The organism is Roseburia sp. MSJ-14, from assembly GCF_018918225.1.
Lineage (GTDB): Bacteria > Bacillota > Clostridia > Lachnospirales > Lachnospiraceae > Petralouisia.
On the sequence record NZ_JAHLQD010000056.1, the window covers coordinates 1 to 23924 of the forward strand.

Sequence of the window (23924 nt, forward strand, 5' to 3'; positions counted from 1 at the left end):
ACAAAAAACTTCATAAACAACGTCATGGCGAATCCACCATTCGCTCTTTTGTCATGTCATTTTTTATTTCTAGTTCATTATACACTATTTCTGACGATTTGAGAAATTTCCTATAAATTAAAAAAGTCTTGAAAATGATTTTTCATTCATCTTCAAGACCTAATTTCTATAGATATATTCCTTATTCTACTATTTAATTATATCAAGAAACTGCAAGCATTTTGCAAGCACAAAAAACGGGAAGCTGCATAAATACTAGCTTCCCGCTGTTTTTACATCACTCAAACTCGCAGAGTTTGGTTTGATTCAGGTTATTATAACGCAGTTATCTATACTATTTTGTATTGATAACTTACACCTTTTCCACACGTTATTTTTCGTTTCACATATTTTTAGTACCAATCCAGTACCATTGCATTTTTTCATTATTGTGTGTAGTTCCGGTGGCTTGCAGGTTTGTTTACTATTCACAAAATAATATTCTGTCGGTTTGCTTGTCCACCTATGAAAATTATAAGCTCCAACAAATATTTCTGCAAGAAAAAGTTTTGTGGTACTAATGGATAGCATCATTCTTTTCCATATCATTCATCAATTTATCAAAGTCACTTTCATATAGTGAATCTTGTATAACTCTGTATTTCTCAAACTCACTTTCTGCAAATTCCTTTGCAATAGCTGCTGTTACTTTTCCTTTATCCTGAAGTACATCCGCATCATTAAATCTAAGAAATGCGTCAAGCTTTGTTTTCCAATCTTCCATAGTCATAGGAATATGTCTTCGTGCCTGTCTTGTTGCATAATCAAGATACATTGTCACAATCTCATTTAGTTCTGCAAGTTCTTCTTTTTCCAAGTAGTTTTTTGCAATTGACACATCTGTTTTTACTATTTTACCATCAGGCGCATTTTTCCATGATTTAAGTCCCATATGTTCCTTATTATGATCAGCTCTTGCCACTATCACTTCTGCCGCTGTATTACCATGAACTGCATAATGCATCTTATTCTGAACTGTTGCATAAAACTCTCTTGTCATCTGTGAATTCTTATCATAATCAACTGCTGTTGCATATATATCTGTGATTTTCTGGTAAAATCTTCTCTCACTTGCCCTGATTTCCTGAATCTCAGCAATAAGATGTTCAAAATAATCTTCGTCGAAAATCTGTCCATTAATCAATCTGCTTTTATCAAGAACATAACCCTGCTTTGTAAATGTATCCAATACCTTTGTTGCCCATGTTCTAAACTGCATTGCCCGCTCTGAATTAATGCGATAGCCCACAGCAATAATTGCAGCTAATGAATAAAATTTGTAGTTGTATGTTTTTCCATTATCAGCAACTTGTGCAAAATTTGCACAAGTTGAATTTTCATTTAATTCTCCCTCTTTAAAAATATTGCTCAGATGTTTTGTAATCACACTTCTATCTACATCAAAAAGCTGCGAAATTGCTTTCTGCGTAAGCCATACATCGCCATTCTGAACCCTGACTTCTATTCCGTCTTCTCCTGCATCTCGTGTGAAAACCAAGAAATCAACAGTGCTATTTCTTATCTGTAATTCTTTGCTCATAAAAGTGTTCCTTTCTCTAGATTCTATCAATACATCTCTATAAAACATTTTCCCCGGTTTCTTTCAAATATCAAGAAGGGAATTTCTGCTTTTGCCAGCATACTATTATTAACTGGAACATATTCATAATCTTCAATATCTGGTATACACTTTATAGCTTTCTTTTTATCTATACCATATAAATTATTTTCACTGCTGTTCCATAAAGCCTTAATCTTCAAAACAACACATTTTGTTTGAACCATCACCTTATATTTTTCAAGTCTGCCTTTTTCTATCTCCTTTGATTTGTCGCCATAAGAAATAGTAATATATCTGGAGTTGGATTTTATAATGCGAACATCTCCATTACTTACTGCCTCTTTAGGGAATCCCAAATCATCTTTTGTTGGCTTTTTAAATTTGACTATTTCAAATGTTATGCTCATGAATGTTCTACTTTTCCGTCGCTTTTTTCGTCGCCTTTTTAGCGACGAATTATTTTATATATCTTGCTTTTTGTCATTGCAAACTAACTTCTTATGCCCAAACAATTGCTTTTACAATTCTTTTGCGCTAATGGTTAGTATTGCGATTAGTATCTATGTACCTGGTAAAATCAATTACCTTTGCCGGCTTTCTCTTAGTAGCTATCCCTAGTCGTTCCATGTCTAATTTAAAAAGTTCACTCGGATATCCATATGCATCAAATCCCTCTGGCTGGCAGATATCTCTGTTCAGATACTCACTAAGTTCCCATTGATACTTTGCTTCTTTCTCCAGCTTCTTACCAAAATACTGTGCATCCATTACCATTCTGTTAATGCCACCAACCGATTTCCTACCATGAGTTTTTGTTACAGTTGTATCGCCTGACATTTTAAAATACTGCCCTATCTGATCCTCGGAATATCCCATTTCCTGCATCACGCCATGAATCACACTGCGGATATACATTGTATAGTAATTCCAGTTTCTTGGTTCAATATCTGTCATTGCTATTGCATAACGATTACTGGCATTCACAATAAACAAGACATTTCTTCCTCTTATTTTCGTCAAATGTGTGTCCCAGCAGAACACAAGTGAAGCACCTTTGCTTTCTTCAATCTTTGTTGTTTTTAGTCGATCTTGAACTGCTTTTGTTGCACCAATCTCCATATGTATCACCTGCTCATCTCTGTGATAACTCCCTGATGACGCCTATCTTTTTTATCTGCCTTTTCCAATTTCTAGAATTTCTCTGATGCATACTTTGTGTATCATCATTCGGAAAGTTCATATACCCTTTGACAAGACCTTCAATGTATTTTTCCTGCCAACCCGATAATTTATCTTGAAATAGTTTCTAATCTTTTTTACTCATGTCCATGCTTTTGAACCTCCCCCCAGTGTTGTGCTACATTCATCACCATAAATTACTTTTATGTAAATTAGCAGGCCAGTTTATCTTTCATATATTTCCAAATATAATTCACCTCGTTCAGATCAATAAATTGTTGTGTATAAAGCAAACTTTCGACTTCAACAACCTGAAAACTGCTACTTTTTTTCCATAGACATTTATTGGTTTGTCCAGCTTTACAGTATTCACATTGAGGTATTTGTATTCCACATAAAGAATGTAAAACTTTTGCTTTTTTTATCAAATAATCACACCAAGTTGCAAGAAGCCATTTACCTTTTGCGATATATTTCAAATCACTCTTTGAAATACCATGTACTATTGCAAATTGATCCAAATCGCTCGTTTTCGTTTCAATCAAACTCCATTTATACTGTTTTGACTTTCCTATTACTGCACCCCCATCTAGTCCATAAGTTATGTCAGCTTGATAAGAATTGTCACACATCTTCTTTAATGCTTCAAGCGAAAAATAGTATAATTCATTCAATTGACTCTCGAAATCCTGCTTAATCCAATCCACAACTTCATGTGTTATCAATGATCCTGGTATCTTTGTCAATTGTTCCAATAGACTTTTAATCGTTGTGTCAGTAATTAGATGTGTTTCATAAGAATAATATTTAAGCACTAATAAATTTTCCTTCACAGGAAGATTATTTAAATATTGTCTTACATCTCTATCTATTATACCTACAACATACTTTTTTAGTCTATTGTCCTTCTGGATTAAAGACGCAACTTCATCCATTGCATTGCATACTTGCTCACAGCCCTCTGAATAACCATCTATCGTTTCAATCGCTTGTACTCCAACCGACAATCTCTTTAATGAAGCAATATTATCATAAAACTTAATATCATCTTGTCCCTCTACAAGAATAACAGGTTGCTTACACATAAATGCAGCAATTACGGTTTCCTCTAAATCGTTTTTCATAATCCTACCTCAATTCAACCAAGTAATTAGAATTTTCCTTTGCAATAGATGGACTATGTGATGCCACAATAATTTCTGCATTTGGAGCTAGTTCGCTCAATAGCGGTAATAATTTACGTTGCCAAATCATATTAAGCGAAATTTCTGGTTCGTCAACCATAAATAAATGTCTTCTATTACCTTCAATCACAAAAATCGTTAACAAAACCAAAAGATGTCTCTCCCCACTTGATAAAGCCCCAATTTTATGAGTTTCTTCAGAAGAATGAAATCTCACGATTGCTCCTTCTTCCGTAATTTGTAAATATTTATCCGGACCTATATATTCGTTAAAAATCTCCTCTAATCTATTTACAGCCTGTATATATTCTGATTCCTGGTTTAATTCATTCGACATATTAACAATAAGTTTTTTTAATAATGGATTCTCACTGTTTTCGGAGACTGAACCATACTCATCAACATTCCTTAATATTTCAACAATTCGTTCGCTAAGAGTGTTTGTAGAACCCGAGCTTAGTGCCAAAATCAATCTATCTTTGTTCATTAATAATATTTTATGATACTCAGCCTCTGTAATTTCGATATCATCTAATGAATTACACGCATCCGCCAAAGTATCAAATAATGCTTTTCGCACTTTATCGTTAGACATCATCTTAGCTCTTCCATACCTTTCAACTAACAATTCTTCAATAACATCCATAGATACTGAATCTATATTTAGAACAGGTGATGACAAATCCAAACTATCCTTAATTCTTCTTCCTCTTCTTCTCCTTTGATTCATATTTAAACTCCGACTTAACATATGGCAAAACATCATTAAGTCATTACTTCCGTCAAACTTCTCCCTATATCTAGACCTAAATATGCTGTCATAAATCTCCTCTTCTGATATATGTGAATTATTTGTAATTCCTCTATTAACACCGAACAAAATACTTGACATCCCAACCAATGCTGATTTGCGATAATCACTCCAATCATAATATATTGAAACCTGCTCCATTATATTACCGTCTTCATCTTTTATGTTTTCTGTCCGTTCTTTTTTTTCAACAAGCACTTTCGTCTCTACACCTTCAAATTGATATGTCATTGACATCAACAGCACTTTTTCTTGACTAAGGACACTATCATTTTGAGCTAAAAATGCATTAATCAGTCGTAAAATTGTTGTTTTTCCACACCCATTTTCTCCATAAATAACAGAAATATTATAATCTGAAAAATGAACTTTTAATGTATTATTTAGTGAATAATCTCGTTTGACTTCTACCGATTTTAATTTAATATCCATAATCTTCTTATCTTCCAAATTAGATAAATCAACAACCATTTTTCTTCCTCCATAATATCAAGATTTTTATAAAAAGTTCTTTGTCTAACTCTATCTAATATACTATATTATACATAATAATAGTCTATCAATCATAGTAATTTCTATAATTGTCAATTTTAAAATATAAAAGTAAATTATCCCTCCCCAATTTAATTCTGCACTGAAATTTAAACTTTCAGATTAACCGTACCTATAGTTAGTATCATTATTTCCCTTATCTCTGAGTTTTACCATCACTACTTTTGCTGTAGATGGCGATTAGTCTAGTATTTTGCTATTTCCTTTGTGCCAAAAATCTGTTTTTTGTCCATTTCATCATATACCTTAAGAATATTTGCCTTCGATGGTTACTTATATCATATGCCAACTAATCGTCGTTCACGCTCTCTTCATATTGTCTCGCTTGATACTCCATATACAAATCTTCTTCATAACATGACATAATATAATTTATTCTAGACTGAAGTATCGGATTCTTTGAGCTTTTCTTTTTAGCACGATAAAACTTCTTAACATCTTCACTGTCTAAATGCAGTGCAATTGTACACAAAGCATTCAATACTTTTCTCGTATCTGTTGCTGTAGAATTTATTTTGTTCAGGGCATATTGAAATGTTTTCTCATAATCATCAATTGAATATCCATCTTTTACTTTATTGGGATATAGCAAATACATTTCCTCTTCATCGCTTTCGTTCTGTATAGGGAATACATATTTCTCATATTGTTCCAAATTATATTCATTTATTTCATTTATAAATTTTTCTGTTTTACTATCGCAATAGTAATGCCCATCATAATCCTCATATTCCCACTGCGATGCATCAATATGAACCTTTTGTCCAAGGAGTTTATCATCATAAATAACTTTAGCGAAGGACAATAATTTGCTTCTATTTTCTTCTGCCAATCCCAGTTCTTGTAATATATCGTACATATTTACAACATTTTTTTGGTTCTCAAAATAAGAAATATTACAATTCTCAATCTTATTAATCACACCATTAACGATTTCTTGTGCCTGCACATTATTATATTCATATAAGTTTCTCAACTTATACATATCAGAGGCTACCTCAAACTCACTATTAGATATCAGCCTATGTTCTTGTTGATGTTTAAAAATAATACTTGGATTCTTTCCATAAACCTTACTAAGCATGATATCTTGTCCCAGCAAAGAAACTAAATTAGTAATCTGTTTTCCATAATCTACATCATCATGATAAAATATAGTAACATATGTATTAGGACAGTTTATTATTGTTGACAATACATCTCCATCCGTAATATCTAATGAATGACCAAAAATAAATACCTCTTCACGATTCTTTTCACTTTTTTCTGTCCTTAACTCCTTATCAAACCAATACACATATTCACAATCCGTCTTTTTATGAATTCTTTGAAAATACTTCTTAAACTGAATAAATTCTGTCTTTTGATTCCGCCTATCATTATCCAGATACTCGTCTATACCCAATACCATATTACAAGTATCTACAGAACTATCGCTTGATGATTTTCCATGAATGTAGTTATATTTAATACCATTTCTCTTATATGAGTAAATTTTTTCGTATGTATTTGTATAATTAAATGAAATTACCCTGTCCGGGTTTAATTCATAAATATCTGGTGAAAAGCACGCTATTTTAATCTTCTGTACATAATCATCAAGATATATCTCTAACAGATGTATCATTCTTTTTAAATCGTTTACCCATTTTGAAATAAAATCATACATCTCCCTTTCATTACCATCCTTATATATACCTACTGCATTCGGAGACAACTTGTCCAACCTTTTTTTCATAAAATCAGGAACATCAGTAACTTTTACACCTTTCCTCATTTCATCAATAACATAATCTTTAACATTTTCTAATTCCTGAACAACATGAGATATCTCCGCTTCAAAATCTATCCAATTTTCCCCAAATTCACCTTTGACATTCAAAAAGTAATCTATCCAAACATTTGATTCGAGCAATGATAAAACCTCAAATTTAGTTTTCTTCTTATCATCTAAATAAAGCAAATTATATACATACTTTTTTAATTCAGTGTCCAAAATATATGATGAAGAATCTCCTTTTTCTTCTAAAATTTGAATCTCCTTTATTACCTCAACAAAGCAAAGAAAATCCTTATATTTAGTTGGCAGCTCATGATCTATATCAAAACCATTTCCTAAAACCAGTGTTTTCATTAAATACCTCTTTCTGTAACTAATCTTAATCTATCGATGAGACTATTAAATAAAGTAACTCTCTCTCATAAGAAACCTGTCAAATAAATCTCTTTATCACATTCATTTTTTCAATCGGAAGTTTTTCGATTTTTCTACTAAATATGATTTCTTCTTGATTAATTGTTTTAATATATGGTTCCAGCCATTCAATATCGTCAAAAGAAAAACCATATCTAAGCATCATTATTTCCTTTTCGTCTTCTGTTCCATACTTAACTAATTGAGCCATTCTCTTTGCTCTTAAATCATCTGTTTTTTCAAAATATTCATTGAATGCCGCATAAAATATATCACTTAATTTAAAGCCTATTATTTTATCCAAATAGTCATATGTATCAAATACTATTCTGTCATAATCAACATCTATAGCTTTTGTTTCATTATTTCCAAACATACTAAATACTTGAAGATTTTTATTTGGAATCTCTGCATAACCAGCCACAAACTGTGCCTGTAAATGTTGTAATTTTAAATTTGCTATATAACTTTCAAATTCATTTCCAAATTTAATTTCTTTTTGTAATTGTTCCCTCTCTTGCTTTTTACTTGCATATGAATACCTATAAAAGCATATATCTTTAAATGACTTACAATGGATTTGCCAAAGTAAAATTTTGATTGCTGTATTAAAAACATTCTTTTCGCCGTTATTCAATATCCTGCCAAGATAGTATTCATACAACTGTTCAAAATACTCATATAATGATAATTTGCATTCCTGATCCTCATTAATGGAATTAAGACTTATCAAATCATCATGTTTAAACATTGTATCCAATATATTTTTAATAATGTTCTCTGAATTTTCATCACGTAGTTTATTTAACTGTTTTTCTGAAATATTATACTCATCTGAAATAGTACCATTTATAATAGCATCTTTAAATTCCTTTAAATCATCTTCCACCTCTGAATCAAGCATCGAAACATTTTCAAGCATATCTGGTGAATTAATAATTTTCCTCAATTCAGACATGTTGCTTTTTTTAACAACAATACTGCCAAAATCAAATTTTTGTTTCAATGTTGAACGTCCTGCTCTACCTATCAAATTTTTTAATGATAATGGTTTACTAGCTTCAAATGTGTTAAGGTAAACAACATCAAACGGCATATTAATCCCTTGTTCCAAAGTTGATGTGGCAAAACAGATTTTACAATATCCAGCATTAGTGAATTTTTCTAATATTAATCTAGCTTGTAAAGGTAATGATCCATGATGGATTACAATTCCATGTTTCATCAAATCAACCATCTGAGAATATCTCTCTCCACCAACTTTATCATTTGCTCCAATATATTTTTTTATTTGCTTTATATATTTTTTTGCATCTTCATCATCTATTTCCGGACACAAGTTAATGTATTTTTCAAACTTAGAGAACACTTTCTTATTGTATATACTTGTTTTGGTGGTATATACCAAAACACTTCCACCATCGTTTATTGCTGTTTCTACTGGATCAAACTCGCATATCAACTTATGCCTTCCCATAATTTCTTTATCGATCCCAAAGTGGTAGTATTTATTCCCATCTACTGCGTAAAATATTTGTCCCACATTTCTATATTTATAACATTTTGCAACAGAATCACTTATATCAAAATGATTTTTGTCAATCTGTGCCTCAGGATTTTCCACAAAAGGATGCGCAAATACAAATTTTGCATTAGGGAATGCCTTTTGAGCACGCCTAACTATGCTATCAAAAAAAATACCTCTCGACGATTCTTCATTGCTTAATTGTGCCTCATCAAATAAAAAAATATCAATATTAAATTCTTCCTTTTGTTTAAACAATTCCTTACACCTTTCAGGCGTAACGATAAAAATATTTCTCTTTGCCCTTTTAATGTTAATCTTATCAATAAATGTAAGAATATTAACACTTTTATCTGTAATAGCATCACATAAAGTATTGAAATATTCATTTATTAATGCACGTGAAGGTACAACTACGACAATATCATTTTTTGAATTTCTAATTAAATGACGAAATACATATGATTTTCCCGTACTTGTGGGAGCTGAAAAACTAAAACATTTATTTTCTTCTATCTCACTTACCATATTTGCCTGAACAGGAGTATAACTATTATTAAAGGTTTCTTCTATATGTTTTTCGTACATACCAAAAACAATTTCTGGAAAGAATTCTGTTTTTATTTTCTTATAGTATACTCCCATATATTTTAAAATTCTGTTCTTCCATTTTTCAAACTCTTGCGGCTGATAAATTGATAAATAACATAGTATTTCCATACTAGTTCCATCAATTGGTCCATTTTCATAAATATCATGTATGACATATTGTATTATCTTTGATATATCATCCCCATTTTTTATTTTCTTAATTAAATCATTCATACATTCACCGCCAAAAAAATAACCTCTTTATTGATTGCAATATTCTTATAATGTTTGTTACTGACAATTCCATTTATTATCATATCTGATGCTGTCCCCTTAGCAGCAAACGCAACAGCATATGCTTTATCTCCCTTATCTGCTAACTGCAATGATTCTTCTTCAAAAAATTTATCTATATCGTTTAAATCTGATACATCCTGACCTTCTCTTATAAATCTATCTACTTGTTCCATCCCAATACCATAAGCATTTCTGCTTGAACTATATTTAGCTTCTCCAAAAATAATAACCTTGTCTTTATTTGCAGAATAAAAATCAAATCCCGGATTACCTGACACTTGTTCTTTAAATAATTCTGCTAAAGGAATGTCAAGATATTTTAATTCAGCTACTAATGCTTCTCTTGCCAATTCAGAAACAACATACTCCCCCGAGTCCTCTGTTATCTTGTCTCCATCATCTTTCAATATTTTACTTGCTAAATACTCCGCCGTATCTTCCGCTCGTTTCAAAAAGCTATTACGAATATATGACTGATCAAACTTGGTAATCCACGACAAATCAGAAAGTGCTGTTATAATATCTCGTATTGTTATTGAGAAATCTTCTGGTTCTATTCTTATATATGTAATGCTATTGTAATTCTTAACATCTATCTTTTTGCATTCCAAAACTTTCAAAACGTGCAACCTCCAATCTTCAGTACAAACATTCTACAGCTATATAATAAAATTCTGCATCTCTTCTTCGATTTTTATTATTGATCACTCTACTTGTATTACATATGCATCCTTCATAATACAACAGTTCTTTAATTTTACTGTATGTTCTCCCCAAATTCTAAAACACAGGCAAAGTCTACTATGTTTTAGACAGAAATTTTCAAATTCAAAATTGTCTCTTCCACAACCTTCACACACTCATCTGTATGTTTCTTTATGTCTTCACCCCAAAACCGGATTACAGTCCAGCCCTCAAAGTCCAATTTCTTATTTATCTCATCATCCCGCTCTTTGTTACGGGATATCTTGCTAATCCAGTACTCACTATTGTTACTCTTTTCAAGTCTCTTTTTTAAAGTATCCCAATCTTTTCCATGAAAGAATTCTCCATCACAAAAAATAGCTATCTTATACTTTGTCAGCACGATATCTGGACTTCCCGGAAGTTTTTTATAATTCTTACGATACCGATATCCTTTGTTCCATAAAGCCTTTCTTAATATAACTTCTATTTTGGTATCCTTCCCATGAATATTTTTCATATTTTTATGCCGCTGTTCTTTTGTTAAATCATCTGCCACAAAATCACCTCAACAATCTGTTTTTCATCAACTTTTCCAGTTCTTTTCTCCTTTGCTTCTTGTCTGCATTTATACCTATAACTGCACGCTATAAATACACATCTCTAACAAGTTCCATTATTTTATCTGTCAGCATATCAAGCGACTTTCCATCCGCCATAGATTTAATATCTGATTTACTTTCAATGCATTTTTTAAGTACTACTTTAAGTACTTTTTCATCTCTAAGCTCCGCTTCTGATAAATCTTTTATAATTTCTTCTATCTCAATAGAGGCATCCGCAATCTGACTGCAACGATTATAAGAATCTCCCATATCCTCTGCCACCATACTTTCATGGTCTTCTTTTTCATATGGATTAAATCCATAAAAAGCATTACTTGCAACAGGGCATATAGCATCATATATAATTTTGGCACCCAACTCTCTTTTTATCTGTTTTGGATATATAAGCCTGCCTCTGTCCGATTTCATTTCCAGTTTCTTTTCAGCCAATTTGCTGGCAGTTGTGATTCTTGTAAGATATGCCATCATCCTATTTGCAAAATTTTGACTATCTACTTCCTGTCGCCCAATTACTGGAATATATTTGTCCATCTCATTTTCATTTACTATATGATCTGCCAAATATAAAGAATACATTTCTGATGCACAAAGCTTTACAACTGCTACATTCTCTAATTTTTTGTCTCCGATTTGATGCAGCATATCCATCTGCACCCATCCATATTCTTTATCTCCAGATTCGTCAGGGCAAAAAAACATATTCTGCACATATTTGTATCCTTGCTTTGTTATAAAATCATCGTACGCAAGCTGATATAAATACTGCTTTGTAACATCCGCCACTCCAGGCTGTCCTATAACTTTGTATTCTGATGCATTCTTATGAAAATTAATGTTATAATACTTTGCATCATATATGCCAAAACAATATTCTCCACTATCACCACACTCATAAATACTAATCAAATCTGGTCTTAGTGTATCTGGCTTCCCATCACTAATATTATCTGAAGTCTTATGCCATACTGGTCTGTCAATTATTTCTATTAAAGTACTATCTTTACTTTCTTTATAATCATCACAGACTCCAAGTGGCAACTCTGATAATTTTACATTTAAAACATTTCCAAAATTCTGTGCACATACTTTTTCCCATACTAAGTTAAAGCTGTTGGTACCATATATGCTAAAACTGTCAATGTTATTAAAGTTTGCTTTTTGTGCAATATACGCATACATTGCCTTCAACACCAGTTGTTTTCTTGTGTTATACTGCACATTAAGTTCATTTTGTATCCTATATAAAATATAATCTTCATCGCCCAAATCTTCCAGCTGTTCTTCCGCCAGCTCTACTGTCACAATATTAAACAACTCCGGCAAATCGGATTCTTCAAGTTCCTTTGAAAATTTAGTCAGTACACAGGCATGTAAGCGTCTGATAAAATCATATTCATCTGAAGTCCGCTTTTTCGTTTGTAATTCAGTATAATATGGTCTGTTATTTGATATATATGAAAATGTTTCATTGATTGTTCTGTCCCACAGTATTTCTCCTGTACCATTAGTTTCAACAATCTCAACATCATTAGCGTATATTCCATTATCATAATAATCCTGTAGCAAATACAGCATTACTGCCAATAAATTAAACGATCCTCCATCATCACTTTCATTATATAGTTTTATTACCTGCTCTTTTGAATTATATTTTTCCAAAACACGCATAATCTGCTTCATCTGTGCTATTGGACTGCCACAAGAGTTAATATATTTAGGATAACACTTTAATACCCGTCCATATACAACAATTACTCCAACAAATGAAAACACATAATATAATTCCCGCTCTCCACTTTCGATATCTGTTACTCTGATATCTTCCTCAACTAAGTCAGAGAGCATACTTTGCCTATCACTTTTTTTAACATTTTTAACAATTCCATACTCTTTTAACTTTCTTATAATCTGCACTGTTTCATCAGCTGTGCATTCAAATATTTTTCTAAGTTCATCTTGAGTATACCGCTTCTGCTCTTTGACATATTTAGAAATCATCCAGTAACATTCCCTTCTCAGTCTAATTCACTTAAATATTCTTTCTTGATTTTGTCTCGGATTTCTTTATCAAAAATATCTATGCCTCTTTTATCAAATTCCTCGCAAATCGCTGAATATTGGTTTCTTATATCCTCATCACAGCCGCCAAACAACATATGCCTTCTCTGCTTTGCTGCATCTTCAAATAAGTACATAATAATTTTACTCTTAAAAGTTTCTCTAAACGCATCTTCATTCTCTAAAATGCTTTTAGATACAAAAAATGGTCCCATAAGCTTGTCTTCATTTATCTTATAATCTCTGGAAGCAAGTGTTGTATTTATAGCCTTCCTAAGCTCATTCCAATCAACTCTGTATGGTACCTGTGCTTTATCACACACTAAATATGTATCTTTAATCTTTTCTTCCTTATGGTTAATACCTATATATTCAAAGTTCCATCTTCTTTTAAATGCTGTATCCATTGGAAATACACCCTGATCAGCACTATTCATAGTTGACCAGATATACATATTATCTGGTATCTTTATTTCATCATACTGCTCTGGCTTTCCACCAAGTTCTTTTGCTAAGTATGCCTTTATATCTTCAGAAGGTTTAACTGGATATTGGCTTGCATTTCTATCGTCACGATCTAAAAGCTGAAATACCTCTCCAAATACAGCAGCAACATTTGCTCTATTAATTTCCTCTATAAGAAGCAGAAATGGTTTTACATCTTCCTTATTTTCCGACTGTCCATTTTCTATTGCTTTTACATATGTTCTCATAAATGGTCCAGGAACATATTCATATGATATTCCATCTTTTGTAGGTACCGGCTTATATGTTCCAACAAAATTAGCATATGAATAATCTGGATGGAATGTAACTCTTTCATACTCTCCACCTTCTGAAATGAGATCCTTCTGCTCATCATTCAGCTTAAAACTTTTTCCTGTTCCTGGTGCTCCAAACACAATTCTATTGTGTGCATATACAGCCCCCGTATCTTTATTTTTGCGTGAACACCCTGTATAATAATCAGGTTCAATATATGGCTTAGATTCCATTTCTTCCTCCTCAGAGCCTTCATTCTCTATGCTCATTTCTTCATGAATAGAATTTACTGCATCCTCTTTGCTTTCTCCAAATTTTACAGATGTTGGTATCATTACAGTAATTGCTCCAAGAACCCTATCCATAAACTCTCTGTCAAAAATTTCTTTGAATTTTCCAAGCATTTCTGGGAATTCATCAAGTACTGCACGTATAACAGCAACAGCCTTTATCATATCCAAAGTACTTAATGCCTGTGACGGATCTCTTGATAACTCCGGTCCTATATATGGAGCATCATATGCTTCTCTATAGCTTAAAAAATCTTCCCTTTTAAATGGCTTTTCAAAAACACAGTCAACTTCTATATCAAACTTAAAGTATTTTTCCTTACCATTATATCCAAAATCATAAGGTTCTCTAATTACATGTGCTACTCCTATAAACCCTGGAACCCAATCAACCTCTGATTTTCCTGTGTCTCCTCCCAATGTAACAAATACATGCTTTCCAATATTCAATTCCTCTTTCAGGGTATAAACGCCATCAACTGTTATATCTTTGTTGCCATTGAGAATGTTATGTACTGTATCTGGAAAACCACATTTCATAGATACAAATGTTGGCTCTTCATTCTCATATCCATGAATAATCTCCGCTACAGCTTTTTCCAATTGGTCTGCAGAATAATCCTTATACAGCTCAAACACTTCCTGATATGCATGTCCTCGTCTTTTTAAATCTCTATCATCACTCCAGCCTTTTCTTCCATTGTTAGGAAAATAAAAATCAAAAGCATCCTTTGCATGTTTATATGTTGTTTTCTTTGTTCCAAATCTCTTTTCTAACACTTCCCAATCATGTATTCTCTGCTTATATCTTGCGTCTGTTTTAGGAAGCATAGCATAATACATACAGACTAACGCCTGTTTTTGCAAATCGTCTAAATTATCGATATTGATCTTCTGCTCCATATTGTTCTCTCCTTAATGCCAGAATTAGTACTCCAAAGTATATATGCCATCTTCATACTTTTTAAACAAAACCTTTGTTTTTCCATATTGATCTAGCATTTGTTTCGTAATATATGTACCATCCGGCACTCCAAGTTTATGCCTTATCCATTCTCCTATTATCGCATTACTTTCTGGAGTTTCTAATGCCTTTCCCTTTGCTTGTGCCTGTCTCATATAAAAAGCATCATATTCCTTTGTTACAACCTTAAACACTGGATACGTTCCATCAGCATTTACATCTGGGAAAAATCCATCTTTATGATCTGCCACATTATATGGAATATACGCCTGGTTTCTATTTCTCTTATAACCATTTTTACGTATTCCCCAATTTACACCAGAACCATATCCAGTATCGCTGCCATCGGCTTTTAGTAAAGATACTTCTAATGTATCTGTTGGCTCAATAGTCTGATAACTCGCCCAAGATAATTTTTCTAAATTAGTATCCGCAACATCATCTTCCACATTTTTCTTGCTAGAAAATGAAATCTTATCGTTTATCTGACCATCAAAGCAATTTATCGTATCAGTCAACAGACTGTTGAAGTAATGGTTTGCCTCTTTAGGATTACATACATCCATACATTCTCTTCTTACAAAAAATGCATTCATGGTATAATTAGCTGAACCATTAAAAGCTTCTATTGCCTTTCGCCCCTTGCACCATACATACACCTTGGAATGTACCTGTTTGCCTTCCACAATATAATTGCACGATATCTGAGGCATTCCAGACACACTGTTCAATCTTTTTATCAATGAGCATATCTTGTCATGTTTCTTTTGTGTCAGACCCGTGCCTTTTGTCATTCCAAGTATAATATCCACTTTTATTCCAGACACATATTCTTTATTTCTGCCATCAAATAGTTTTATCAAATGACTTGATATTCTCTCAACATCGGTAAATGCTGTAACAATTTTTAAATGATTACATGCTTCGCCATCTTTTCTCGCCGGTGTAAATAAGATTTCTTCTTCAAAATTATCAGTATACATACCTTACTCCTTTATACTTGGTTCTACACTTTCGTAGTCAATTCCCGCAAATGTTCTTAAAATAGCTTCAAAGATGATTTTAGCTCCTTTTGCAGGTACCGCCATACCAATTTGTTTTCTAACAGACTCTTTAGAACCCTCGAAAATATAATTATCAGGAAATGTCTGTAATCTTGCCCTCTCTCTATTAGTCAATGCTCTTGGCTCCGAATAATGATACATATGCGTTCCACCACCACCAGAACCAGTTACTGTATATGCTGGTTTATCTGGATCTAACCTCTTATAAATCTGACTTATCTTTGCCCCCTTCACTTTAAGCTGCAATTCTTCTGGCAAATCCGCAGTAAACGCATTTTCTCCCGGTTTAATATATTTCAATCGCTTTACAACTATTTCGGATTGCTTTGTCAACTCGTTATTATAAGCTTCTTTTCCGATTGGAGGATTCTCTATTGCATTCTTACAAGTAACATCAACATTTTTATATGGTTTTGGACTAGGTATTTTAAATTCATATGGCAGATCCTCTCTGATACCAACAATTATTACTCTATGTCTTGCCTGCGGCACCCCATATTCCTCAAATTTATATAAATTAGGATATATTCTATATCCGGCATTTTTTAAATCTTCCTGTATCTTCTGAAATGCCTTTCCATCATTAGCGCTCTTTAAACCACCAACATTTTCTGCTAAAAACCACAAAGGCTCATATTTCTTTAATACTTTTACCCCATATGTATATAACGGACCATATACACCATCAAATCCCTTTTGCTCACCTACAACAGAAAAATCATTGCATGGAAATCCAAAAGCTAATGCATCTATATCTCCAAGACTGTCAATATCAAGTTTTCTTACATCTCCACAAATAACACTCTCTCCATCATCTGGGCAGATATTTCTGATATATGTATTACATGTGTCTTTATCATAATCATTTGCCCATTTATGAATAATCTTATAATCTGAATCTTCAATCTTCGCTGTCGTTGCTCCCAGTGCCAATCCGCCAGGACCACAAAATAATTCTCCAAGTTTAAATTCTTTTGCAATATTCTTCATCAAACTTTATCTCCATTTGCTAATATAAATTCTCTGTTAAATTCGACACCCAATACATCTGCAATTTTCTCTAAATCTTCTACTGTAAAACTTTCTCTTTTCATTTTCGAATTAAAGCTTTGTGGCGATTTTCCCAGCCGCCTTGCCAGTTCTGCTTCACTTACACCACATCTCACACACAATACTTTTATTTGTTCTGATATTGTCATGCACCAATCCTCCTGCTTACTATCTATTTTTATATTATAAACATATTTTTTGATGATGTCAAAATAATTTTTAAGCATATGTTGTTTATAAATTGCTAGTAAATTAAAATCAAAAACTACTCTCACTAATTTTTCACAAGCAGAAAGCTATTTTAATTTTAATTTTAATCTTTATTTATTAAATCTTTTTCAACATACATAGGGATTACCATATCTAGCAAATGCTCTTCTTTGGTTAATTCCTTAATAACTTCAAAATATATTTTCTGAAGTTCATATTCAGAAAGTTTAACCATTTGTTCTATATGACATTTTTGAGCATAATCTTTATCTTGTGCATCGTTCAATATCCTAATTGCCTCTAACAATTCTTCTGTAGGTTCTACACTATTTTCCTCAAAATCATCTATTCTCCCATATTTATCATCTGATATACATTGATAATCCATACACTTAACAGCCAAATCAAATAAATCTTTTCTCATTTTTGCAGAAACTATATCCATATATTTTATCGGATGCTTCAATCTGTAGACATTTTCTGCATATTCTCTGACCTCTTTAATAAAAACAGGAAAACTACTTGCTGTTAAAATATAGCGAAATGCTGATTTATATTCACTGCACATACTGTTTGCACCAATGCCCATATTTTCACCAGAAGTTATTCCTATTATAGCTTTTACAGTTTCTTCCTCCAGCCCTAAATGCTCACAAACTTTTTCCATTTCAAATGATTCATAATCTGTTTCACCAATAAGATAACCTACTGATACCCCAAAAAAATCTGCCAAATTTGACATTGTTTCATATGAAGGAAACCCTATAGTTTTTCCATTTTCAATTTTACTTCCTACACGTAGCCATCTGCTTATATTTGCCTGAGTTCCGCCTCCGTATTTTTCCTTATATTCTTTTAAGAAGCTTTTTTGAGTATAATTCTTTTCTTTCATCAATTTATGCAGGCGATTGCACCAGCATTGTGCCTTATCATGTTCTATATTATTCATAATATATTTTATCCTCCTAATTTTATTTTTTACATCATTTATATATCATCATTGGTATTTACATTTATAAAGATAAATCTTAAAATATTTCTTGTCAATTCAAAGATTTTTAATCAGGAGGCATCACATGAATGAAAATAATTATATCCAAACAATAGGCGAAAACAGCACCCTACAAGACAGCATCATTGAAAATATGTATCTAAAAGCATTTGCATCCATCTCTGATGCAGAAAATACATCTAACGAAAAATACATAACGAAAACTATGCTAATTAAATCATCCAACGATATGAGCACCCAGGAAAAGCTAACATCATTGGATAAGAATTACGAATGTCGTAATTATGAACGCTGGCAAAATTTACTATATTTTACCATCATATCATTTAGCGTATTAGGAGTAGCAGCTGCCAGTCCCATTGCTATGAAAAATGTTCATAAACTTTTCACAACATAATTCAAAACTTGTATTATGTTTCCATTTTACCATATATTATATAGTCATTTGCTAAAACAATATTTTTCTACATGATGTTATGACAGAGGAATCACCTTCCTCTGCCATTGTTCCAAATCTTATCTTCCGCCTTCTCTTTACCAGTATCTCTACCAACACTCTCATCATAAATTTTCTGAAACTCTTCATAAAGCTCATCTCCATCCAGCTTTATCTCCAGCCTTTTCATCACTTCCGAGAACAACCTTATGCTGCCGCCTACATCAGCAATATCAAATCCGAATATATCAGCCTTAACAGAATCACTAACATTCTCATAACCACCAAGCTCTGATATTCTCCTGACAATCCGGTCAGCTTTGTCCACAGGTTCAGTTTCTTTAATTTCCACAAATTCAGTTTTATCTGTTACATCAGTTATACTTTCGTCCATTCTTGCCACATTCACACCATACGAATTATGAATCTCTGATATTCCTATGCCATCTAAATCAGTCTGTTGCTTTCTCACACTATCTGTTTGATCTTTTTGTCTGCCTATTTCATTCTGAATATTGTTAGGATTCATTACCTCAACATTTGTCTCCTGCTCAACAACCGCTTCCGTTGTTATCTCAACCAGCTTATTATCTTCCATCCCCGGTATCTCAACATCCCTGTCTGCAACAATCTCCTCATTCTCCGACACCGCATAATATGCCGTATACAAATCTTCTTTCACAATGCCATCAGCAAGCTGTATCAGCCTCTTAATCTCTTTTTTCTCCTGCTTCAGCTCGTCCAGTTCTTCCTGCACTTCCACATGCCATATCTGATATTCCCGGTATTGTGCTTTTGTCTTAATACTTCGTTTCCTGCTAGAGTTTTCTCTATATATTGCCTTCTGTCTGTCCTCAATCTGCTGAATCTTTTCTTTCTGCTTACTTCTGAAATCTACAAGCTCCACAACATCTTTGATATCATTATTCACAAGCAGCAGATATTCATCCTGTAACCGATGAAACCTCTTCAAATCCTCTGTATACTTTGCTCCACCTACTACAAAACGCTTCTGTTCTACAATCCTTAACCGATACAGCTTTGCATAAAACTTCTTCTGGAATGGTGACAGCTTCGCCCTGTGCAATCCCCTGATATCCGACGAATAAAAGTAAGGCTTTGCCATCCAAAGCATATCCACATGATGCCTTAGCATATCTTCTGAAAACATCTCATCCAGCTTTGCCAGTTTATGATAATACCGAAATCCCGTTGCCTGCACCTCCATCCATGCGTCTTTCTTAAATACATATCCAAGTCTTTTCATCAGATATTTAAAATGCTCCACCTTTCCGGCTGCATATGCACACATTTTTGCATCCCTGAGAATTATCTCTTTCATGGACATCTCCTTTTCCCACTTGTCCCTGCTGATATTTTTCGGATTCCTGCTGTACTCTGCTGGCATGATGGAAAGTCCCAGCTCATCACAGTATTTATTTGTAATAGGCTGGAGATGATTCTTCCAGTTGCTTTTCGGTGAATTGTATTTCTTGCCGGTTGTCATACTGACACTGTTCCATATCAGATGTCCATGCATATGTTCCCTGTCTGTGTGGACTGCATACACAGCCTCATAATCATCACCAAGCACATCCTTCGCAAAATGCTCCAGCACATACATTGCCTGCTCTGCTGTTACTTTTTCCTCCGGTGAAAACGATATGATCACATGATAGCCCTGCCTTTTACCCGTCTTATGAAAAATATTCTTTGTCTCCTCCATCTGCTCAAATGCTGTGTCCGCCAGGCAGTTAATACCGCCCACCAGTACACATTCTTCTGTCTTATCCGGATTCTGAATATATTTCAAAGCATTCTTTAGGTGTGATGCTGGATTTCTGCCCTCTGACTCCTGTATATTTAAGATCTTTGTAATCGCCATACTTCCAGCACCTCCCCGAATGTTTTCTTTACATCATCCAGACTGTTCTGCAGCTTGTCAATATCGCTGTAATACAATTTCCCTTGCGAATTGCCAAGCTTTACTGCCTGATTAATATTATTTGCAATACCTGCAATAACACGGATTGCTTTTGCCCTGTCCTCTGGATAACTTGTATCAATGTTACCTCCTGTCCGGATCAATTCTCTTATATAGGCACTTGCTGTCATTCCGGTTCGCTTAAGTGCTGCTTTCAGAATATCCATATCTTTTTCTGACAGCTTCACCGATATCTTATAATCTTTCCTGTCAGATTTGTATCTTCGCTTTCCATCTGCCATGTGTTTCTCCCCTTCCGTAGTTTTCTAATGCTGTATCAAACCAATCTCTTTTTATCTGTACCATTGCTTTTTCATCCTTTCCAAAAGTTCTGCTTATAGGTTTTGCAAGATGTGGAAAAGGTCGGACCTTTTCCCGAAAAAATATAAACGCATCAGCGTTTACATAATTTTTCGTCTTGGCAGGAGCTCCTGCACCCTGTATATGATATGTGGTGGTTAATGTACCACCACGATTACTGATATGGTGGTTGAAGTTCCACCAGAGTTGTAAAGTGGTGGCACTTTTTGCCATCACTTTATTGTTTTGGTGGCATTTTCCGCCACCACTTTTCCATTTTGATGGCACTTTCCGCCACCATGACTTTTTTCACTCTGATTTGAGTGGTGGCGCTTTTTGCCGTCACTTTGCTGTTTTGACGGCGCTTTTTGCCCCCACTTTTGCATTTTGACGGCACTTTTTGCCCCCACACTTTTTCGACTCTGATTTGTGCGGGGGCGCTTTCTGCCCCCACTTTGTGGTTTTGGGGGCGCTTTTTGCCCCCACACTAATGAAACTGCATCACTACATCCATAATAACGATTTCCTCTGCCATCATCCTGGTCTGTGTTCTTAGCTGTAACTGTTCTGTAAAGGAATTTGGATTCTTTGGCTTATGCTTTTTCAGCCACTTAGCTTCAATATCATCGAGCAGCTCATATGCTGTATCATTGACTTCATCTGCTCTCTCTTCAAGCTCCCCGAACCGCACCAGACTCTTATATCTCATTGGATATTCTTCCTTGATATATTTAATCCACATTCGCCCATACTTTCCTGCTTCTATTTCTGCCTTCTCTGTTCCTGCGACAAGCACCGGATAAAAGATTCCATCCCTTTCTTCATATGGGATGCCAAGCTTTTCAAATGTTGTCTTTCTCATAATGATTACCGCCTTTCTCATCACTCTGCAGAATATCAAGCACATGCTTTAATTGAACCAGCAGTTCTTCAACATCTATACCTCTGTCAGATTCATCTAATGTCTGTAATTCTTCCAGTATCGTATCAAGATGCACCTGTACTTTCTTTGCCACCTTCATTCCACCAACAACCCTGATTTCATGCTTCATAAGACATTGGATGATATAATCCTGTTTTGAAAGTCCGCTGAGTGAAACCTTCACATTCAGCTCCTGTGCTTCCTCCGGTGACATACGAAACGCTACTACAACATTTCTCCATCTGTTCTTGGCATCCAGCCTTTTCTCGCTCATAATAATCTGCTCCTTCCGATATAAAATCTATTCTTTTAATTTCTGCTGCATATATCCAGCAAAACTTGTACCGGCATGATTCATAATGTTTTACATAGGCATTATCAGACTGCCTTGTACTTATCAATGCTTATAATTTTTTCCGCAGCCGCATCCATATCAATCATAGGTGCTGTTTCCTCTGTCTGCATGATTTCTACATCATCATCCTGCTCTTCGCAATCCTCAAAGCTTGCATTGACAGCATCAAGTCTGTCTGCCATTGCCACCTGCTTTGACGGAAACAGATGTGAATAACGATATGTGATATCAATACTCTCATGGCCAACCCTGTCAGCTATTGCAACTGCGGAGAACCCAAGGTCAATCAGATGTGAAATGTGCGAATGCCTAAGATCATGAATTCTTATTTTCTTCACACCTGATAACTTGCAGCCACGCTCCATCTCATGATGAAGAAAGCTCTTTGTTACCAGAAATATCCTGTCTGTTGGTGTCTGGTCATATAACATTGCAAAATATTCCTGCATTTCTTCGGCAAGGAACTTCGGCAACTTGATTGTTCTGTTGCTCTTAGGTGTTTTCGGTGTTGTAATAACATCCTGCCCCTGTAGCCGCTGATACGATTTATTTATTCTGACTGTGTTCTTTTCAAAGTCAAAATCTTCCATTGTAAGAGCAAGCAGTTCACCTAATCTCATTCCCGTCCAGTACAGCATTTCAAATGCATAAAATGAAACCGGCTTGTCAATCACCGCTTCTGAAAACTTCTTATATTCCTCAGTTGTCCAGAAAAGCATTTCCTTCTTTTCTTCCCTGCCCATATTTCCAGCCTGTCTTGCTGGATTTGATTTCAGATTATAAAACCTGCACGCATGATTTAATATCGCACTTAAAATGTTGTGCATTGTCTTCTTGTAAGTCTGGGAATAACTCTTCCCATTCTCATAACGGAATGCTACCATCTCATTCTGCCACTTGCGTACATCTCCCGGTGTAATCTCATTCATCTTAAGATTCTTAAAATATGGAAGTATCTTTGTATCCACAATGTGTTCTTTGGTAAGCCATGTGTTGAGTTTGACATAATTTTTCACATCCTCTGTATACAGCTTCCAGAACTCTCCAAATGTCATATCCAGATTGTTCTCCTGCCGTATTTTATAATTCCTCTCATAATCAAGTGCTTCCCTCTTTGTTGCAAAGTCTCTTTTCTTTATCTGTTTGTTTTCCCCGGTCCAGTCCTTACAATAGAATTTGACAAACCAGGTGCCTGTCTTACTGTCTTTATAAGCTGGCATATTCATCATCTCCTTCTTTCCATATGCAGAAGCAGATGCCTAAGCCGTATCGCT

The 23924-nt window shown here is 34.0% G+C and carries 22 protein-coding genes; 1 reads left to right on the forward strand and 21 read right to left on the reverse strand.

The window, feature by feature from the left end; translation table 11 throughout:
- Window positions 1-556 precede the first annotated feature (556 nt).
- The 15 genes from KQI83_RS15585 to KQI83_RS15655 form a co-directional block, all read right to left on the reverse strand.
- Window positions 557-1579: a virulence RhuM family protein gene (locus tag KQI83_RS15585; protein ID WP_216559948.1), complete on the reverse strand. Its 1023-nt coding sequence runs from the start codon at window positions 1577-1579 to the stop codon at window positions 557-559.
- Between the two features lie 26 nt (window positions 1580-1605).
- Complete coding sequence (locus tag KQI83_RS15590) at window positions 1606-2007, reverse strand: hypothetical protein (protein ID WP_216559950.1); 402 nt, start codon at window positions 2005-2007, stop codon at window positions 1606-1608.
- A 127-nt stretch (window positions 2008-2134) separates the two neighbouring features.
- On the reverse strand, window positions 2135-2719 hold the full coding sequence (locus KQI83_RS15595) for a DUF6933 domain-containing protein (protein WP_216559952.1): 585 nt from the start codon (window positions 2717-2719) through the stop codon (window positions 2135-2137).
- A gap of 272 nt (window positions 2720-2991) precedes the next feature.
- Window positions 2992-3903 (reverse strand): DUF4435 domain-containing protein, encoded by a 912-nt coding sequence (locus tag KQI83_RS15600; RefSeq protein ID WP_216559956.1) that lies wholly within the window; start codon window positions 3901-3903, stop codon window positions 2992-2994.
- Window positions 3904-3907: 4 nt separating this feature from the next.
- Window positions 3908-5245 carry an AAA family ATPase gene (locus tag KQI83_RS15605; RefSeq protein ID WP_216559958.1) on the reverse strand — a complete coding sequence of 446 codons (1338 nt, stop codon included), beginning with the start codon at window positions 5243-5245 and terminating at the stop codon, window positions 3908-3910.
- A gap of 370 nt (window positions 5246-5615) precedes the next feature.
- Window positions 5616-7460, reverse strand: coding sequence for an AbiH family protein (locus KQI83_RS15610; protein ID WP_216559960.1), 1845 nt, complete (start codon window positions 7458-7460; stop codon window positions 5616-5618).
- A gap of 79 nt (window positions 7461-7539) precedes the next feature.
- Window positions 7540-9870: a DEAD/DEAH box helicase gene (locus KQI83_RS15615; RefSeq protein WP_216559962.1), complete on the reverse strand. Its 2331-nt coding sequence runs from the start codon at window positions 9868-9870 to the stop codon at window positions 7540-7542.
- A complete protein-coding gene (locus KQI83_RS15620) occupies window positions 9867-10553 on the reverse strand; it encodes a hypothetical protein (RefSeq protein ID WP_216559964.1) in 687 nt (228 codons plus the stop codon). Before KQI83_RS15620 ends, KQI83_RS15615 begins: the two co-directional genes overlap by 4 nt.
- Window positions 10554-10741: 188 nt before the next feature.
- On the reverse strand, window positions 10742-11176 hold the full coding sequence (locus KQI83_RS15625; protein ID WP_216559966.1) for a very short patch repair endonuclease: 435 nt from the start codon (window positions 11174-11176) through the stop codon (window positions 10742-10744).
- A gap of 88 nt (window positions 11177-11264) precedes the next feature.
- The gene (locus KQI83_RS15630) at window positions 11265-13241 is read right to left on the reverse strand and encodes an LlaJI family restriction endonuclease (protein WP_216559969.1); all 1977 of its coding nucleotides are present in this window, start codon (window positions 13239-13241) and stop codon (window positions 11265-11267) included.
- A gap of 17 nt (window positions 13242-13258) precedes the next feature.
- Window positions 13259-15196: an AAA family ATPase gene (locus KQI83_RS15635; protein WP_253295678.1), complete on the reverse strand. Its 1938-nt coding sequence runs from the start codon at window positions 15194-15196 to the stop codon at window positions 13259-13261.
- A gap of 84 nt (window positions 15197-15280) precedes the next feature.
- The gene (locus KQI83_RS15640; RefSeq protein WP_216559975.1) at window positions 15281-16300 is read right to left on the reverse strand and encodes a restriction endonuclease PLD domain-containing protein; all 1020 of its coding nucleotides are present in this window, start codon (window positions 16298-16300) and stop codon (window positions 15281-15283) included.
- A gap of 3 nt (window positions 16301-16303) precedes the next feature.
- The gene (locus KQI83_RS15645; RefSeq protein WP_216560427.1) at window positions 16304-17371 is read right to left on the reverse strand and encodes a DNA cytosine methyltransferase; all 1068 of its coding nucleotides are present in this window, start codon (window positions 17369-17371) and stop codon (window positions 16304-16306) included.
- Complete coding sequence (locus KQI83_RS15650; protein ID WP_118341405.1) at window positions 17371-17580, reverse strand: helix-turn-helix domain-containing protein; 210 nt, start codon at window positions 17578-17580, stop codon at window positions 17371-17373. The genes KQI83_RS15645 and KQI83_RS15650 overlap by 1 nt, the downstream gene beginning before the upstream one ends.
- Window positions 17581-17744: 164 nt before the next feature.
- Window positions 17745-18590: a helix-turn-helix domain-containing protein gene (locus tag KQI83_RS15655; protein WP_216559977.1), complete on the reverse strand. Its 846-nt coding sequence runs from the start codon at window positions 18588-18590 to the stop codon at window positions 17745-17747.
- 127 nt (window positions 18591-18717) lie between these two features.
- Here KQI83_RS15655 and KQI83_RS15660 point away from each other — a divergent pair, with 127 nt between their 5' ends.
- Window positions 18718-19050 carry a hypothetical protein gene (locus tag KQI83_RS15660; RefSeq protein WP_216559979.1) on the forward strand — a complete coding sequence of 111 codons (333 nt, stop codon included), beginning with the start codon at window positions 18718-18720 and terminating at the stop codon, window positions 19048-19050.
- 91 nt (window positions 19051-19141) lie between these two features.
- Here the strand turns inward: KQI83_RS15660 and KQI83_RS15665 are convergent, their stop codons facing one another.
- The 6 genes from KQI83_RS15665 to KQI83_RS15690 all read right to left on the reverse strand — a co-directional run bounded on the left by KQI83_RS15665 (window position 19142) and on the right by KQI83_RS15690 (window position 23870).
- Window positions 19142-20974 (reverse strand): relaxase/mobilization nuclease domain-containing protein, encoded by a 1833-nt coding sequence (locus KQI83_RS15665; RefSeq protein WP_216559982.1) that lies wholly within the window; start codon window positions 20972-20974, stop codon window positions 19142-19144.
- Window positions 20953-21315, reverse strand: a complete 363-nt coding sequence (locus KQI83_RS15670) for a plasmid mobilization protein (protein ID WP_216559985.1) — start codon at window positions 21313-21315, stop codon at window positions 20953-20955. The genes KQI83_RS15665 and KQI83_RS15670 overlap by 22 nt, the downstream gene beginning before the upstream one ends.
- Window positions 21284-21661: a hypothetical protein gene (locus KQI83_RS15675; protein ID WP_216559987.1), complete on the reverse strand. Its 378-nt coding sequence runs from the start codon at window positions 21659-21661 to the stop codon at window positions 21284-21286. Before KQI83_RS15675 ends, KQI83_RS15670 begins: the two co-directional genes overlap by 32 nt.
- A 199-nt stretch (window positions 21662-21860) precedes the next feature.
- The gene (locus KQI83_RS15680) at window positions 21861-22235 is read right to left on the reverse strand and encodes a TnpV protein (RefSeq protein ID WP_216559989.1); all 375 of its coding nucleotides are present in this window, start codon (window positions 22233-22235) and stop codon (window positions 21861-21863) included.
- Complete coding sequence (locus KQI83_RS15685) at window positions 22216-22569, reverse strand: plasmid mobilization protein (protein WP_216559991.1); 354 nt, start codon at window positions 22567-22569, stop codon at window positions 22216-22218. The genes KQI83_RS15680 and KQI83_RS15685 overlap by 20 nt, the downstream gene beginning before the upstream one ends.
- A gap of 104 nt (window positions 22570-22673) precedes the next feature.
- A complete protein-coding gene (locus tag KQI83_RS15690; RefSeq protein ID WP_216559993.1) occupies window positions 22674-23870 on the reverse strand; it encodes a site-specific integrase in 1197 nt (398 codons plus the stop codon).
- Between the last annotated feature and the right edge of the window lie 54 nt (window positions 23871-23924).